Consider the following 17,063-nt stretch of genomic DNA (forward strand, 5'->3'; position numbering starts at 1 on the left):
GCATGACACAGCGTCGGGAACGTCGGACACGCGTCAGCGGGGGCTGGCGTCGAGCAGGTCGGCGAGGGCCATGGCATCGCGGGGTGCATAGGCCTCGACGTCGTTGTCGAAGTAGACGTAGACGTCCCGACGTCGCCGGGGCGCGGGCGGCCCGACGGTGTGCTCGCCGCGCGGACCGCCGCCGTCGCGCCATTGCCGGATCTTGTTCGCCCACTCGCGCAGCACCGTGTCGCTGTACCCGCTGGTGTAGAGCTCGACGTCGCCGTGCAATCGCACGTAGACGAAATCCGAGGTCACGTCTTCCAGGTGTGGCCACTCACCCGCCGAGTCCGCGACACACAGCGCGATGTCGTGCTCCCGCAACAACTCGACGCATTCCGCCGTCGCGAAGCTCGGGTGCCGCACCTCGAGTGCGTGGCGAATCGGACGGTCGACGTCGACCTCGGTGAACGGCTCCGCTTTGAGCTTGTCGTCATGGCCGCGCGCGAGTTCGGCCGCTTCTGCTGTGGACCGGGGTAGTGACGCGAAGAACCCGGTGAGCCGGTCGACGTCGAACGTCATGCGCGGCGGCAACTGCCACAGCATCGGCCCCAGCGTGGGGCCGAGCGCGAGCACGCCGCTCGCGAGGAAGTTGGCCAGCGGCGTCTCGATGTTCCGGAGTTGCTTCATGTGAGTGATGAACCGGCTGCCCTTGACGGCGAAGACGAAATCGTCTGGGACGGCGTCGCGCCAGCCGCGGTATCGGTCGGGACGCTGGAGCGAGTAGAACGAGCCGTTGAGTTCCGCGGTCCGCAGCTGCCTGCTCAGGTATTCGAGCTCCCGTTTTCGTGGCAGGTCGTCGGGGTAGAACGTGCCGCGCCACGAGTCATACACCCACCCGGATGTCCCGACGCGGATTTCAGTCACGCCGTTCACCTCCTGTGCTGGTACCCACGAACGGGTTGTCGTCACATCGTGCCGTGACCAGTCGTGTCGGCTTGACGACGGGAGATCAACTTAGGCTAGGCTCACCAATACTCATTGCCGAGGTGGGGAGAGCCGTGAGCGCTGAGATCGCAGTGGGCCCGGTTGGTGAGAGCACGCGGGAGGCCGTGTGCGAGTCGATCTTCGACTGTGTCGGCAACACCCCCATCGTCGCGTTACGGCGGCTGTTTCGCGACCCGAGTCGCGAAGTCCTCGCGAAGCTCGAACTGATGAACCCCGGCGGGAGTATGAAAGACCGTTCGGCGCGCCATATCGTGGCGTCGGGGCTCGCCGATGGCGCCATTCGCCCACGCAGCACGCTCGTGGAGAGCAGCTCCGGCAACTTCGGCATCGCACTCGCGATGGCCGCGCGGGTCCACGACCTGCGGTTCGTCTGCGTGATCGACCCCAAGACGACCAGCGCGAACGCGACGATCTTGCGCAGGCTTGGCGCGACCGTCGAGATGGTGACCGAACCTGATGAATCCGGTGGGTACCTGCACACTCGCATCGCCAGGGTGAAGGAACTCGTGACGACGACACCCGATGCGGTGTGGATCAATCAGTACGCCAACGACCGCAACTGGGAGGCGTACTACCACGGCACCGGTGCGGAGCTCGCCACCCAGTTGGTGCGTTCCCCCGAGTGCCTGATCGCCCCGGTCAGTACGACCGGCTGCATCCTCGGCTGTGCTCGCAGGCTTCGTGAGCGGTTCCCGAGCATGCGGGTGATCGCCGTCGACGCCGTCGGTTCGGTGATCTTCGGTGGCAGCCCCGGCGCGCGGGAGATACCCGGCATCGGCTCCAGCCGTGTACCGGAGCTGTGCTGTCCTGGCGAGATCGATGACGTCGTCTACGTCGACGATGTCGACGCCGCCAAGGGGTGCCGCGAATTGCTGTCGGCGGAGGGCATCTTCGCTGGTGGTTCCAGCGGCGCCGTCGTCGCCGCGATACGCGAGCTCCTGCCTACCTTGCCCGAACCGAGTCGCGTGGTGGCGATCTTCCCCGATAGGGGCGACCGCTACCTCGATGTCGTGTATGACGACGACTGGCTCGCGGCGGCGCGGCGGCGTAGCAAGAACCAGACTGATCTCAGGAGCGAATGAGATGACCGATGCGGGACCCAGCATGCTCTACCTCAACCGGCGCGATATCGCCGCTGTTGGTGGTGACCAGTCCGAGCTGTACGTCGCGGCGTTGGCTGAGGGGCTGGTGGCGCACGCCGAAGGCAAGACGGCGCAGCCGTTGAAGCCGTACCTGCGCGCGTCTGGCGATCACATCGCTGACCGGATCATCGCGATGCCAGCCCACGTGGGCGATCCCGGAATGTCCGGTCTGAAGTGGATTGGCAGCAAGCACGATAATCCCGAGCGTGCTGGGCTTGAGCGCGCCAGCGCGGTCATCGTCTTGAACGACCCGTCGACCAACTATCCGGTCGCGCTACTCGAAGGCGGCCTGATCAGCGCGTGGCGCACCGCCGCGGTGTCCGCCCTGGCGGCACGGCATCTGGCGCGCCCTGGGTTTACCGACGTCGCACTCATTGGTTGCGGCGTCATTGGGTCGACCCAGCTCGCGGCTTTGCTGCAGCAGTTCGCACACATCGAGACGGTGCGTCTGTTCGACGTCCGGCCGGAGGCGGCCGACAAGCTCGCGGCCACGGTCACGGCCGAGCACGGTGTCAGTGTGGTGATCACGGATAGCGCGGAGGACGCGGTACGAGCGGGCGACCTGGTCGTGCCGTGCACCGTCACCGACCGCCCTTACATCCACAGCGACTGGTTGAAGCCGGGATCGCTGCTCTGCAATGTGTCCATTATGGATGTCCACAAGGACGTCTTTCTCGACGCGGACAAGGTCGTCGTGGACGATTGGGAGCAGAGCAACCGGGAAAAGAAGATCATCAATCAGCTGGTGCTCGACGGCGCGTTCTCCCGCGAGCGGCTGCACGCCGAGCTGGGCGAGATCCTGGCCGGTCGCAAGCCGGGACGAGAGACCGACGACGAGGTCATCGTGCTGAATCCGATGGGCATGGCGGTCGAGGACATCGCCTGTGCCGCCGAGATCTACCGTCGAGCGCTGGAGCAACGGGTCGGCACCTGGTTGGATCTGTACTGAGCCATGGACCCGCACACCCTCGTCCTTCGGGACCTGATCGACACGCTCCTCAGCGAGAACATCGCGGGCGTGGCGGACGCGCTCGACGTCGACGCAGCCGGGATGGCCGAGGTCGCGCTGGTCGAGACGGAGCGCTGGGCTCGGGTTCCGGTCAACGGCGGTGCACTCGTCTTCCGTTGCCGCGACGGTGGTCCGCCCCGACCGTGGCGGCTCTCTCGCGGGCCGGTGTGGTTCGTTGGCGACACCCAGCGTGAGCTCGCGCCCGCCGAGGTACTCGCGCTTCTTGTCGACAGCGGCGAGTTTCCCGAACTCGACGTCGTCACGGCCGACCTGCGTGCGGCCGTCGAACACACCGAGGCGACCTTCGCCGGTTGGTCGGCGCTGGTCGAGCGGGCTCCGCGACCTGGTGGGCTGCTGACAGGGGAGCGGCTCGCCGCGACACGCAACCGCCCGTTCCACCCGACCGCGCGGGCGGTGTCAGGTTGGTCGGCGGCGGAGCTGGCCGAGTACGGGCCGATGCGGCAGCGGCCACTCGCGCTGCGGTGGGTCGCGGTGCGGCGTGACCGGTTGCGGCATGGCGAGAGCCCCGCGTCAGGTCGAATCGCGGAGATCCTTCTTGGGTCGTCCGAACACGATCAGCTTGTCGACGCGGTGCGGAAATCCGGTGCGGACGACGAGTACCAGGCGGTGCCGGTGCATCCCTGGCAGTTCGATCAGGTTCTGGCGGCGCAGTGGGCTGACGAGATCGCCGCACGTGACGTCGTGCCGCTGGACTGCCGGCTTGGGAGGTTCCATCCCACGGCGTCGTTGCGCACTCTGGCTACCGCGCCGGAACCCGCACCGCACGTCAAGCTTCCGCTCGGCGGTGGCACCCGCGGTGTCGCGACCCTTGGCGCGGCGCGACTGCTGCCGCCGCGTTACTTGGACAACGGTGACAAGGCGCAACGCACCGTGCGGTGGATCGTGGACTCCGATCCGGAACTAAGCGAGCGTGTGGCGTTGTGTGAGGAAAGCGCGTGGTGCGGCTGGCACGCCAGCGCGGCCGATGAGTTCGCCGACCGGCCGGGAGAGCTGGCCGCGCAGGTGCGTCGCTATCCAGCCGATGTCCTCGCCGACGACACCATCGCGCTGCCCATGGCGTCACTCGCGGCTGACCAATGGCACCATCTTTCGTCTGCCCTGCACGTCGACGACCCCGTCGCGTTCTTCCGAGAGATCACCACCGCGTTCTGCGCGATGACCTTCGCGTTTCTCGCCCACGGTGTCCTCCCGGAACTACATGGACAGAACGTTGTCGTCGCGCTTCCCGCGACCCGCCCGTTCACGGGCACCTGGCCGAGGTTCGTGTTGCGAGACCACGACACCGTGCGGATATGTCCACGGTGGATGTCGGCGGCAGGTACGCCCGATCCGGGGTACCGGATCACACCTGGCGCGCCGCAGTCGCTGCGCCTTGACGAGCCGGAAACGCTGATCGGCTACGCGCAGACGTTGGGATTTCAGGTCAACCTCTATGGCATCGCTGATGCCCTCGCACGGCACTACGACCTGGACGAACAGATCTTCTGGCGGGTGCTGGCCGAGGTTGTGGCCACCGGTATCGAGGCCGCGGCCGTACGGGACGAAGTCCGCGACAGGCTGCGTGCCACGGTGGTTGACGCGCCCACGTGGCCAAGCAGGCGGGTCCTTGGCCCACTGTTGCGCGCGGGGCACGGCAATGGTGTGAGCATGCCCGCCGCCACCGGCCGAGTGCCCAATCCGCTGGCACCAACGGTGGCGCGCCCATGACGCAACGTTCGCGACCTGTCGATGTCCCACGCGACCCGATCACGGGGCCGAATGAGCCCGCTTACGCGGCGACTGACAGCGCGTACGGGGTGGCGCGGCACGCGGCGCGGCAGCGGCTGCTCAACGCGTACCTGCGGGAGTCGGGACGTAACCCCAGCGAGACGGGTGATGGCCTCGCCAGGGTGCCGTTGAGCGGTGAGCGAGCCATCGTCGTCCCGCTGCGGCACCGTTCCGAGTTCGGCCATCACGTCTATGGCGATGACGCCTGGTTGGAACGCCCCGGCGCCGCGCGGGAGCCGCTGACCCACCGGGAGGTGGTCGCGCTCCTGCTCGACGAGGTGGCGACGTTCGCGGCCAACACCTGGGGCGAGGCCGGTGATCACGGCGCGCTCGCGCGGCAGATTGACGGCAGCATCGCCGCGACGGCCCGGTACCTGGCCGAGTCGGCCGCGGACGATCACGCGGGGGTAGCGACCGACCCAACACGCCAGGCGGAGCAGTCGGTGCGCTTCGGGCACCCGTTCCATCCGACCCCGAAGAGCATCGACGGTTTTGGCGACGACTTGCCGCGCTATGCCCCGGAGCTGGGTGCGCGGTTCCGGCTGCGTTGGCTCGCGGTACGCGCCGACGTGCTGCTGGAGCGTCGCGTGGCGGCCGGTGCGTGGGTACCGCCCGCGGTTGTGCGCCGGACTCCCAGCGGCTACGAGTCCTTGCCGATGCATCCCTGGCAGGCCGAGTACCTCGTCCGGCAACCGAGGATGGCCGAACTCCTCGCGGACGGCATCCTGATCATGCTGGGCGAACTGGGCGGCATTGGGTACCCGACGTCCTCGGTTCGCACGGTGTGCGACCCGGCGTTTCCGACGTCGTGGAAGCTACCGCTGCACGTCCGGATCACCAATTTCGTGCGGACCAATCCCGTTGAGCATCTGCGCCGTGCCGCCGACGCGAGCGACCTGATCGCGCGGCTCGCGCCGAGCTGGCGGCATGAGCGGTTCGGGGTGCTGCTGGAAACCGGTTACCGCGGCGTCGATCCCGCCGTGGTGGGCGATGACCTCGCGGCCGACATCGCGGTGCTGTTCCGGGAGTACCCGTTCACCGATGGCCGCTACACGCCGAGAGTCGTGGCAGGCTTGCTGGAAGCTCGCGGCGACGGCGCGCCTGCCATCGTCGATGAGGTGCGACGTTCCGGTGGTTCCCAATCGGAGTGGCTGCGACGCTACCTGCGGGTGGTCTTGCTGCCGTTGCTCGACGTCTTCGAGCGCGACGGCGTCAGCTTCGAGGCGCACGTTCAGAACAGCTTGCTGCACACTGATGGCGGTTGGCCCGTGCGGTTCTGGGTGCGCGACATGGAGGGCACGAGCGTCAGCGCGGACCGTTGTTCCAGCGTGGCCGATACGAGCCCGTTGTGCTACTCCGACGCCGAAGCGTGGCTCCGGTTGCGCTATCACGCGATCACCAACCATCTTGGCCATCTGATCGGGGTGCTCGGCCGTCACGGCCACGGAGAGCGCCCGTTGTGGATGACAGCGAGGGAAGTGCTCCTTGACGAAGGTGGCGCGCTGGCGAACGAACTCGTGACATCACCGATGCTGCCCGCGAAGGCCAACCTGATCAGCCGATTCGCCAACCGTGGCGAGCGGCCACTTTACGTCGATGTCCCCAATCCGATGTGCAGGTGAGGTCATGAGGACTGCTCGCAGGTCCGAATCATCAGACATGAGGACTGCTCGCGGCTCCGAATCGTCGGACGCTACGGCGGACGTGATTCAGCGTGCTTTGCGTGCGCCGGATTTCATTGCCGCACGGCGGCGGGTATTCCGGCAGCTGCTGGAGTCTTTGGTGTACGAAGCCGCGATCAGCATTCGAGATGCGGACACTGGTGAATCCATTGTGGATGCCACAGGCGCCGACGGTGCCCCCGTGCGCTATACGTTCCGGATGCGGCGACGATTCGGATTCAACCGGGTCGTGCTCGAGTCAGGGCCGGTGCGGCGCCACGATGCTGCCGGTAGTGGCGAGGCGGAGTCCATCACCCGGTTCCTCGCGGAGTCAGTGGATTCGCTGCTCGCGGAGCCAGCTTGTCTCGCTCGGTTCGCGGATGAACTGGAACGAACGTTGATCAACGATGCGCTCGCCCGCTATGTCGCATCGGAACGTGGTCATGTACTGGCCAGCGCCGAGTACGATCAGCTCGAATCGCTCGTGCTGGACGGGCACCGCTATCACCCAGCGTTCAAATCACGGGTCGGCTTCGATGTCACGGACAACCTCGCTTTCGGCCCTGAGTTCGCCCCCGACGTCCGTCCACTGTGGCTCGCTTCGCACCGCTCGATTACGGAGGTCACCAGAGCGGCGACACTGAATGAGGCGGACTTCCTCGCCGCGCAGCTCGGGGAGACGCTGGCATCCTTTCACGAGAGGCTTCGTGCCGAGGGCGTCGATCCGGGAAGCTATACGTTACTGCCGGTGCATCCTTGGCAGTGGCGAGAATACGTCGCCACCGCGTTCGCCGAGCAGCTCAGACGACGACAGCTCATCGTGCTCGGCGAGGACCCGCGCGCCTTCCGTGCGCAACAGTCCATTCGCACGCTCGCCTGTCGGGACATGCCGGACCGTCCGTACCTGAAACTGTCGATGTCGCTGGTCAACACCTCCACCAGCCGCGTACTGGCCCCACACACCGTACGCAACGCGCCGCCGATCTCGGATTGGCTGCGTCGCGTGATCGATGAGGACGCCTTCCTGCGCGACGAGTCGGGCTTGATCGTGCTCCGTGAGGTCATGGGAAGTTCCGTCACGCCTGATCCGCCCGCCGCGTTCGCGCGGTCAGCGACCTACGGCACGCTGGCCTGTATCTGGCGGGAGAGCCTGCACGCCTTCCTCACCTCCGGCGAGCGAGCGGTGCCGTTCACCGCCCTAACCGGGAGTGAACTCGACGGCACACCCTTCGTGGACGCCTGGCTGCGTCACCATGGCGCTCGCGCGTGGACACGTCGACTTGTCGGCGTCGCGGTGATTCCCTTGCTGCATCTGCTGTTCCGACACGGTGTCGCGTGCGAGGCACACGCCCAGAACATGGTGCTGGTGCATCGTGACGGCATGCCGGAACGTATCGCGCTCAAGGATTTTCACGACGGCATCCGGTTTCACCGTGCGCTACTGTCCGATCCGGACGACTGCCCGCCAATCGACAGCCCGCCACCGCACCATGTCAACGCGAACTCCTTTGTGGAGACCGACGACGTTGATCTCGTCACCGACTTCCTGCTGGACGCGTTCTGCTTCGTCAACCTGGGCGAGCTAGCGGGATTCCTCGACGACGCCGGGCTGCTCGGCGAACGCGAGTTTTGGGCGATCGTGCGGGAAGGCATCGCGACCTACCAGGCGCGGTTCCCCGAACTACGCGAGCGGTTCGCGCTGTTCGACGTCGGCAAGCCCACGGTCGCGGTGGAGAAGCTGACCACGCGCAGGCTGCTCACCGACACCGAACCGCGCCTGCACGACGTTCCCAACCCACTCGCGCCGCGGTCGGACGATCCCGCCGGTCGAGGTGACGATGACTGACCCGCTCACCACGGCGTTGACCACACGCGCGCCGCACGACGCCCCGGTGTGCCGGTACGGCTACGACCTCGACGCGCTGCGCGAACACGTCGCGGGCGTCGTGGCCACACTCCCGGAGCGCTGCCGCATGTTCTATGCCATGAAAGCCAACAGCGCCGCACCGATCCTGCGGACGCTCGCGCCACTGGTGGCCGGGTTCGAGGTGGCGTCGGGCGGCGAGGTCGCCAAAGCCAGGGCCACCGGTGACGACGTTCCGATACTGTTCGGCGGTCCGGTGAAGACCGACAGCGAGATCGCCGACGCGCTCCGCGCCAAGGTCACTCGCTTCCACGTCGAGAGCCTGCTGGAACTTCATCGTATCGATGCCGTCGCCGCGGCGCACGGTGTCACCGCGGAGGTGCTGCTGCGGGTGAACCTCGCCGGGCCGTTCCCGGCCGCGACGCTGGCCATGGCGGGACGGCCAACCCAGTTCGGTATCGACGAGTCCGTGCTGGCCGACGCCGTCGCGACCGTGCGGTCGCTGCCGTACGTGCGCCTCGTCGGGTTCCATCTCCACTCGTTGTCCAACAACCTGTCCGCCGACGCCCACCTGGAACTCGTGCGGCTCTACCGGGACACCGTGACGGCGTGGGAGAACCGATTCGACGTACGCTGCGAGGTACTCAACGTCGGCGGCGGCATCGGGGTCGACTACGCCAACCTCGACTCGCGGTTCGACTGGTCGCGCTTCGTCGAGGGACTGGACAAGCTGGTCACGACGTTCCCCGAGCACTGGCGCGAGATCGACTTCGAATGTGGCAGGTACCTGGTCGCGGCGTGCGGGCGGTACGCCGTTGAGGTGATGGACGTCAAACGCAATCACGGCGTCGACTACGTGCTGGTGCGCGGCGGCACGCATCACTTTCGGCTGCCGGTGTCGTGGCAGCACAGCCACCCGTTCACCGTGGTACCGGTGGACGCGTGGCCGCGCGGCCTGCCCCGCCCCGCCACCGACGGGCCGATCACGGTGGTCGGCGAGCTGTGCACGCCGAAAGACGTCCTCGCCCGTGACGTCCCGGTGCGCGCCAGGGCTGGCGACGTGCTGGTGTTCAGCCACGCGGGCGCCTACGGCTGGGAGATCTCCCACCACGACTTCCTGTCGCACCCGCACCCGGAGCAGGTGTTCCTGGGTTCCTAGCCCACGTCCTCCGCGTCCCGGATCGTGTAGGCGTAGCCCTGTTCGGCGAGGAAGCGCTGCCGATGGGCGGCGTAGTCGGCGTCGACGGTGTCGCGGGCGACCACGGAGTAGAAGTGCGCCTGCCTGCCGTCGGCCTTCGGACGCAGCAGCCGTCCGAGGCGCTGCGCCTCCTCCTGCCGGGAGCCGAACGTGCCTGATATCTGCACCGCTACGGCGGCCTCGGGCAGGTCGATGGAGAAGTTCGCGACCTTCGACACCACCAGGGTCGGTATCTCGCCTTGCCGGAACGCTTCGAACAGCCGCTCCCGCTCGGTGTTGCGGGTGGCGCCCGTGATCACCGGGGCCTCCAGCTCGGCGCCGATCTCGTCCAGTTGGTCCAGGTACGCCCCGATGACCAGCACCGACTCCCCTGCGTGTTTCTCCACGATGGAGCGAATCACTGGCGTCTTGGTGCGCGCGGTCGAGCAGATCCGGTACCGCTCGTCCACCTCGGCGGTGGCGTAGGCCATCCGCTCCGCCTCGGTCAGCGTCACCCGCACCTCAACGCACTCGGCGGGCGCGATCCAGCCCTGCTGTTCGATGTCGCGCCACGGGACATCGAACCGTTTCGGACCGATCAGCGAGAAGACGTCGCCTTCGCGGCCGTCCTCGCGCACCAGCGTCGCCGTCAGCCCGAGACGTCGCCGCGACTGCAGGTCGGCGGTCATCCGGAACACCGGCGCGGGCAGCAGGTGCACCTCGTCGTAGATCATCAACCCCCAGTCGCGGGAGTCGAACAGCTCGAGGTGCCGGTATACGCCTTTGGTCTTGCGGGTGAGCACCTGGTACGTCGCGATGGTGACCGGCCGGATTTCCTTGCGCTCGCCGGAGTACTCGCCGATCTCGTTCTCCGTCAGCGACGTCCGCGCCAGCAGCTCCCGCTTCCACTGCCTGGCCGCGACGGTATTGGTGACCAGGATCAACGTCGTCGCCGACGCCTGCGCCATCGCGGCGGCGCCGACCAGCGTCTTGCCAGCGCCGCACGGCAGCACGATCACGCCGGAGCCGCCCGCCCAGAACGCGTCCGCCGCCTGCCGCTGGTAGTCGCGCAGTGCCCAGTCCGTCTCGTCCAGCGACATCGGGTGCGCCTCGCCGTCGACGTACCCCGCGAGGTCCTCGGCGGGCCAGCCGACGTTGAGCAGCGCCTGCTTGAGCCTGCCGCGCTCCGACGGATGCACCGCGACGGTGTCGTCGTCGATGCGCTCACCCAGCATGGGTGCGATCTTGCGGGAGCGCAGCACCTCCTCCAGCACTGCGCGGTCCGTCGTCGTCATCACGAGGCCGTGCGCTGGGTGGTTGGTGATCTGCAGCCGCCCGAACCGCGCCATGGTGTCGACGACGTCGATCAGCAGCGGCTGCGGCACCGGGAAGCGGGTGTAGTTGGTCAGCGCGTCGACGACCTGTTCCGCGTCGTGGCCCGCGGCGCGGGCATTCCACAGCGCGAGCGGTGTGATGCGATAGGTGTGCACGTGCTCCGGTGCGCGTTCCAGCTCGGCGAACGGCGCGATCGCCACCCTCGCGTCCTCCGCGCGGTCGTGGTCGACCTCAAGCAGCACGGTCTTGTCCGACTGGACGATCAGGGGGCCATTCACAACGTCCTTTATACCGAGTACGTCCGGGTGGAGCCGATGCCCCGGGTAACGTTGACCTGCCACGTCGAGCGAGTTCAGCCGCCCCGAGTCGCGGAGTTCGGTACGAGCGAACTGACGTCGATGCGCTTGCGCACGAGCCCGCAGTCGTGCATCAGGTCTGCCACCCGTTGCAGGCGGACGGCGTTGACCGACGTCGGGAACGTGCCAAGCGCGACGAGCGTCGCCGCCGTCTTGTCCAGGAACGAGAACGAGGCGAGGACGTCGCGCACCTCGGTGGGATCCGCCGCGAGCTGTTGCGCCTTCGTCAGTACCTCGCGGAACACCGCGAACGTCGTGGGGTGCTTCGTCGCCGCCTTCCCGGTCGTGACATAGCTCGACATCGGGAAGTCCAGCATCGCACCGCGTGCGGTGTCGGTCATGATCCGCGCGCCGAACTCCTGCTGCGCGCGGCTGATGTCCGGTTCGGTCAGCCACGCCGCGTCGATCTCACCTCGCCTGAGGGCGTCCATCATCGCGCCGAAGGGCATCGCGGTGAACTGGATGGCGTCGGGATCGATACCCTCCGTCGCCATCCGCGAGCGGGTTGTCAGTGTGCCGAGCCCGCCGAGGGTGTCCACGGCGATCCGGGGCGCCACCTTCGCCGTCGGGCCGTCGTAGCCGCTGCCGGGTAGCGTGACTAGGCCCATGGTGTCCGGACCCGCGATGTAGGCCTCGCTTTGGATCCGCACATCCGCCCCATTCGCGACCTCCTTGAGGACGGTGACGTTGCCGGTGAACGCGACGTCGACCGTGTCGGACCACAGCGCCTTGAGCGAGCGCCGCTGGCTGGGCTGTTCCACGAGCGTGACCGTCAGCCCCGAACGTTCGAACATCTCGCGCTTGACGGCGAGCCGTAACGGCGCCGTGTCGATCGCTCGGGTGACGGCGACTTTGAGCGTCGCCAGTTCCACGGGGCCATGCGGCCGTTCGGGTGAGATCACAGAACAGGATGCCAACAAGGCGAAGACCATGATCACGACGCCGAGGCGGTGCGGACGCGGCGGACCGTGGTTCGTCATGCGCCGCATGCAGGCCTTCCGCTCTCGGCAGTTGTGCAGGTGCGTGGCGATTCTATCGGTTCAGAGCGCCCTGTGATCCGCCTTTCGTGGCACGTCACGCCCCATGGCCGAGCGTGATCAATTTGGTCTCCAAGCACGTGCTGATGCATGGGACACGGGCTTTTCGAGAGCAACCCGGCCAGATACTCTCCAGCTACCGCTGCCCCGCACGGCGCGACAACGAGGTCTGGTGCGGCGACCGTGGTCCAGTGGACGAGTTGAGAAGATCCGAGAAGGACAGCAGTGTGCCCCGACGCGCGACCGCTCACCCCGATGACGCGACGCAACGCGCCTCGGCGGAGCCGGCCGATGGCGACGGCAGGAGCACCCGGCGCGGGTTTCGCCCTCGCCTCCGCTGGCTGAGTCCCAGCGTCACCGGCGGTGCGTGGCGGCTGCGGAACTGGTCACTGCGCACCAAGCTCATCGCCGCCCTGCTCGTGCCGACCATGACCGCGCTCGTGCTGATCGGAATGCGGTTCCACGGTCAGGTCGCATCGGCGGGTGAGCTGGCCCAGCTGTCCGCGCGGGTGCGCACCGACACCGCCGTCGCCTCGCTGGTGCACGTCCTGCAGCGGGAACGTGACCTGACCGTCCGCCACATCGCGCGGGACAGGCAGGGCGAGCCCACCGAGCTGCGGAAGCAGCGCGATCGGGTTGACAAGGAACTCGGCGAGTTCAGCAGGGCGCTAGCCGCCTCCCGGCCTGAGCTCGCTCCCAACGCCGCCAACCGCTTCGAGAAGCTGCGGGAACGCCTCAACGACCTCTCCAAGCTGCGGTTCGGGGCGCAGCACGCCGCGTATCCCGCAGACGCGGTGCTGCGGTCGTACAGCGAGCTGATCTCCGCGCTGCTGTCCGCGCGGGAGCAATCCGTCGCCACCATCAGCGAGCCGGAGCTGGTGCGGTTGCAACTGGCTGGCTCCGCGGTGTCGCAGGCGAAGGACCAGATGTCGGTGGCCCGCGCGCTCGTCGCGGAGGCACTGGTCAAACGCTCGCTCAGCTCGGAAAGGGAGCGGCGCCTCAGCTCCGCCAGCGCCGAGGCCGAGGCATGGCGCACCGACTTCCGCAAGTTCGCGACACCCGCGCAGCGGCGGATGTACGACGACACCGTCACTGGCCTGATCGTCGACCAGCGCAACGACATGATCGAGTCGGTACTGGTCCGCACCGAGACCGGCCAGTCGTTCGATGGCCTTGATCCCGCGCGATGGGAGACGTCGTCGACCTACACGATCAATCTGGTCCGCGACGTCGAGGAGGCGCTGCTCGCCCAGATGCAACAGCGCACCGACGCGCTCGCGGGTGCCGCGCGGACCGCCGCGCTCCGGGACAGCGCGATCGTCATCGGCGCGTTGCTGATCGCGGTGCTGCTCGCGCTAGTCATCGCCAGGTCGCTGCTGCGACCGTTGCGCACGTTGCGCAGCAGCGCACTCGAGGTCGCGGAGTATCGCCTACCCGCCGCGGTGCACGGGCTGCTCGTCGATCCGCACGCCGCGCGGTCCGCTGACGTCGCGCCGGTGCCGGTGAACAGCAATGACGAGGTCGGTCACGTCGCGCGCGCGTTCGACGCGGTGCACGGCGAGGCGATCCGGCTCGCCACCGAGCAGGCCGAGTTGCGCAGCAACGTCAACGCGATGTTCGTCAACCTGTCTCGCCGTGGGCAGGAGCTGGCGGATCGGCAGCTCGACATGCTGGACCGGATGGAGGCGGAGGAACAAGACCCGGACACGCTGGCATCGCTGTTCGAGCTGGACCATCTCGCGACGCGGTCCCGCCGCATCTGCGAGAACCTGCTCGTGCTCACGGGCAACGACTTCGCCCGCATGTTGCCTGGCACCGTCGCGGCGTCCGAGGTGGTCGGGGCCGCGCTGTCCGAGATCGAGCAGTACCAGCGGGTCGAGCTGGCGTCGGTGCCCGACATCGCGGTGCGCGGCGACGTCGTCAGCGACGTGGTGCACGTGATCTCCGAGTTGCTGGAGAACGCCACCAACGGCTCGCCGACCGACACGATGGTCACGCTGGCCAGTTCGGTCGACAAGAACGGCGCGTGGCTGATCGAGATCACCGATAGCGGGCCTGGCATGTCGCAGGAGGCGATCGACTCGGCCAACTCGCGGCTCGCCGAACTACCGGAGATCGACGTTGAGGCGTCCCGGAAGATGGGGCTCTACGTCGTGGGCAGGTTGGCGCAGCGCAACGGCCTCGAAGTGCGGCTGCGGCACGCCTCGACCGGCGGGCTGACGGCGTCCGTGCTGGTGCCCGCGCAGGTGATCGGTGAGCTGTCCGAGGACACTGAGGTCGGACCGTCCACGGAGCCGGGCAGGCGGCCGGAGTGGCTGGACACGGTGACGGTGCGGTCGCGCAAGAACCAAGGCTCCGGCCCGCCGAAGCGTGCGCCGGTGGTGACCGAGCGGGCGGCGCATCCGGAGGAGGGTGTCGTCCACCACCCGCTCGATGACGACCAGCCGACCGAGCGGCTTCCGGTGTACAAGGACCTGCTGACCAGGTGGTTCCGCGAGGGCGATGACGAGCCGGAGCTGCCGGGGCTCTACACGGGTCCGTCCCGCCCGGTGCGATCGCTGCCGGAGGGTGAAGCCACGGAGGGCGACGCGGGAGGCACGGCATCTTCGGTATCGCCGTCGGCTTCGGCGGCTCCCTCGGAAGACGAGGAGGCGACCGCTACGGCCGATGCGCGAGGCGGAACGGACGTCGCGGCGCGGCACGATGGTGGGACCGAGCCACCGGAGCCACCGGCCGAGACGGAGCCTTCGGCCGAGACGGAGCCGCCCACCGATCTGGATGCCGACACGGGACCTCGCGCGATCACCAAGCCGAAAATGCGCCCGGTGCGGAACTCGGCGACCGAGGCGGAAGCGGTCGTGGAGTCGTTCTTCGATGCCGTGCTCGACGGCGCGCCTGGACCGTCGCCCGTCGCGGCCGAGCCAGCCGCGCCGCCGACGTCCGGTGGCGCGGACGACCACGTCGATTTCGCCGCACGGTCCGAGTCACGCACCGATGCGGAGCGGTCCGATCCGGACTCGGCGGGCGAGCCAGCTACTGACGAGCGCGAGGCGGACGACCGGTCCACCGGCGACGACTTCGGCCTGATCGCCGTGCTTGACGCGGTCACTGGGCGCAGCAAACGTTTCTCCACATCGGCCGATGTCGCGGCGGATGCAGAGCCTGACGCGCATGGGCACGCTACCTCCGATTCCAGTCGGTACGCCGAGCCTCGGTTTCGGCCAGCCCCTAACCCGGTGCCGGTGTCGTCATACACCGGGTCACCGGACACAGAGGACGAACAAGACGGGACTCACGAGGGTGTCAACGGGCATGAGCCGGTGTCGGAACCGGACGGCGTCGGGAGTTCCGCGTCGGCGTCCACGCGGCGAACGACACCCATCACTCGGGTGGAACGGCCCACCATCTGGACGAACCAACCGGCGGATGCGGCCAATGGGGTGAACTCTGCGAACCAAGGCGTGTCGCGATCCACCGCCGAATTCGCGCCGCCGTCGCAGGGTGAACTCGATCTCGCCGAGGCCGATCTCAGCCCGCCATCCGAGGGCGGCACCGACCGTCTCGACCGGACGTCAGACCTGCTCAGCGGGGATACCGACGCCTCGGACGACGGGGAGGACGTTGCCATGCGGACCGACGTCATCTCACGTGCGCCCGACGCGGTTCGAAGCAGGATGCGCAGCCTCTCAGAAGGGATGCAACGCGCTCGACAGGGCAGCGATGGGGAATACGCTGATTCAGGTCATAGGGCCACCGTAGGCGTGGGACAACAGCAATGGCTCGATGAGCGAGTCGGATCAGGAGGCAAGGAGGGATAGTGGCACCGTCCGCTGGGCAGCCAACCGGGACCATCGACTCGCTGCTCACGGACTTCGCACAACGAGTCGACGGGGTCGCGCACGCGGTTGTCGTCGGATACGACGGGTTGCCGCTCGCGGTGTCCGCTGAGCTGCCGAGGGACCGAGCCGAGCAGCTGTCCGCGATCACGTCGGGTCTGATGCACATGGCGGGAAGCGCGGCGGACTGCTTCACCGGGGGCGCGGTGAACCAGACCGTCATCGAGATGGAGCGGGGGTATCTGTACCTCATGTGGGTGCACGATGGTGCCGTTGTCGCCGCGCTGGCGTCGCCGAGGTCCGACTTGGGAACGGTGGCCTACGAGATGGCCATGTTGACCGACTCGCTGGCCGACAAGATCCCGCGCGCCGCACAGCAGGCGCGGGGTGACAAGGGGGCACGATGATGGTGAACCAGACGAACAACGACGAGGCGAGCTTCTACCCGGTGCAGGACCAGGCACCGGTCATACCGCCCGCGCAGCGGCAGGTCTCCCTCGCCCGGCCGTACGCGCGTACGCGTGGCCGCACCCGCCCGGACCGCAACCTCTCGCTCGAAGCGACGGTCACCACAAGCGAGCAGGGCAGACGCTACGAGGGCGTGCGAGCGGTCGAGCACCGCGCGATCTGCGACTTCTGCGTGCACGCTCGCACCATTTCGGATGTGGTCGCCGAGTTAAGACTGCCGCTGGGCGTGGTCAAGGTGATCGTGGCTGACATGGCTGAGGCAGGCCTGGTCAACGTCCACCAACCGGGACTCGCGTTCGGCGACAAGTCCTCCCGCGAGTTCACCGAACGCCTGCTGCGCAGCCTGCACGACCTCTGAACGGCCAACGCACGCGTTCGCGCCCGGGCCCGCGCGCCGAAGGTG

The 17,063-nt window shown here is 67.9% G+C and carries 12 protein-coding genes; 9 read left to right on the forward strand and 3 right to left on the reverse strand.

The window, feature by feature from the left end; translation table 11 throughout:
- Window positions 1–33: 33 nt before the first annotated feature.
- Complete coding sequence (locus ACFQGD_RS04850) at window positions 34–915, reverse strand: DUF72 domain-containing protein (RefSeq protein ID WP_345395497.1); 882 nt, start codon at window positions 913–915, stop codon at window positions 34–36.
- Window positions 916–1,040: 125 nt separating this feature from the next.
- Between ACFQGD_RS04850 and sbnA the strand changes: the two genes are divergently transcribed.
- From sbnA to ACFQGD_RS04880, 6 genes are all read left to right on the forward strand, one after another.
- On the forward strand, window positions 1,041–2,069 hold the full coding sequence (gene sbnA, locus ACFQGD_RS04855; protein ID WP_345395500.1) for a 2,3-diaminopropionate biosynthesis protein SbnA: 1,029 nt from the start codon (window positions 1,041–1,043) through the stop codon (window positions 2,067–2,069).
- A 1-nt stretch (window position 2,070) separates the two neighbouring features.
- Window positions 2,071–3,078 (forward strand): 2,3-diaminopropionate biosynthesis protein SbnB, encoded by a 1,008-nt coding sequence (gene sbnB / locus ACFQGD_RS04860; RefSeq protein ID WP_345395503.1) that lies wholly within the window; start codon window positions 2,071–2,073, stop codon window positions 3,076–3,078.
- A 3-nt stretch (window positions 3,079–3,081) separates the two neighbouring features.
- Window positions 3,082–4,866, forward strand: a complete 1,785-nt coding sequence (locus ACFQGD_RS04865; RefSeq protein WP_345395506.1) for an IucA/IucC family protein — start codon at window positions 3,082–3,084, stop codon at window positions 4,864–4,866.
- Window positions 4,863–6,548, forward strand: a complete 1,686-nt coding sequence (locus ACFQGD_RS04870) for an IucA/IucC family protein (RefSeq protein ID WP_345395509.1) — start codon at window positions 4,863–4,865, stop codon at window positions 6,546–6,548. Before ACFQGD_RS04865 ends, ACFQGD_RS04870 begins: the two co-directional genes overlap by 4 nt.
- 241 nt (window positions 6,549–6,789) lie before the next feature.
- Window positions 6,790–8,433 (forward strand): IucA/IucC family protein, encoded by a 1,644-nt coding sequence (locus tag ACFQGD_RS04875; protein WP_345395512.1) that lies wholly within the window; start codon window positions 6,790–6,792, stop codon window positions 8,431–8,433.
- Entirely contained in the window at window positions 8,426–9,610 is a 1,185-nt protein-coding gene (locus ACFQGD_RS04880; protein WP_345395515.1) for a type III PLP-dependent enzyme, read from the forward strand. The genes ACFQGD_RS04875 and ACFQGD_RS04880 overlap by 8 nt, the downstream gene beginning before the upstream one ends.
- Here ACFQGD_RS04880 and ACFQGD_RS04885 read toward each other — a convergent pair.
- Entirely contained in the window at window positions 9,607–11,253 is a 1,647-nt protein-coding gene (locus ACFQGD_RS04885; RefSeq protein ID WP_345396092.1) for a DNA repair helicase XPB, read from the reverse strand. The two genes, ACFQGD_RS04880 and ACFQGD_RS04885, sit on opposite strands and share 4 nt — an antisense overlap.
- A 62-nt stretch (window positions 11,254–11,315) precedes the next feature.
- On the reverse strand, window positions 11,316–12,299 hold the full coding sequence (locus tag ACFQGD_RS04890; RefSeq protein ID WP_345395518.1) for an ABC transporter substrate-binding protein: 984 nt from the start codon (window positions 12,297–12,299) through the stop codon (window positions 11,316–11,318).
- Between the two features lie 284 nt (window positions 12,300–12,583).
- Between ACFQGD_RS04890 and ACFQGD_RS04895 the strand changes: the two genes are divergently transcribed.
- From ACFQGD_RS04895 to ACFQGD_RS04905, 3 genes are read left to right on the forward strand one after another with little or no spacing between them, the layout of a single operon-like run.
- Window positions 12,584–16,174, forward strand: a complete 3,591-nt coding sequence (locus ACFQGD_RS04895; protein ID WP_345395521.1) for a nitrate- and nitrite sensing domain-containing protein — start codon at window positions 12,584–12,586, stop codon at window positions 16,172–16,174.
- Entirely contained in the window at window positions 16,174–16,599 is a 426-nt protein-coding gene (locus tag ACFQGD_RS04900; RefSeq protein ID WP_345395524.1) for a roadblock/LC7 domain-containing protein, read from the forward strand. Before ACFQGD_RS04895 ends, ACFQGD_RS04900 begins: the two co-directional genes overlap by 1 nt.
- Window positions 16,596–17,018 (forward strand): DUF742 domain-containing protein, encoded by a 423-nt coding sequence (locus tag ACFQGD_RS04905; RefSeq protein WP_345395527.1) that lies wholly within the window; start codon window positions 16,596–16,598, stop codon window positions 17,016–17,018. Before ACFQGD_RS04900 ends, ACFQGD_RS04905 begins: the two co-directional genes overlap by 4 nt.
- Window positions 17,019–17,063 lie beyond the last annotated feature (45 nt).

It is taken from the genome of Haloechinothrix salitolerans, assembly GCF_042662605.1.
In the GTDB taxonomy this organism is placed as follows: Bacteria; Actinomycetota; Actinomycetes; order Mycobacteriales; family Pseudonocardiaceae; genus Haloechinothrix_A; species Haloechinothrix_A salitolerans.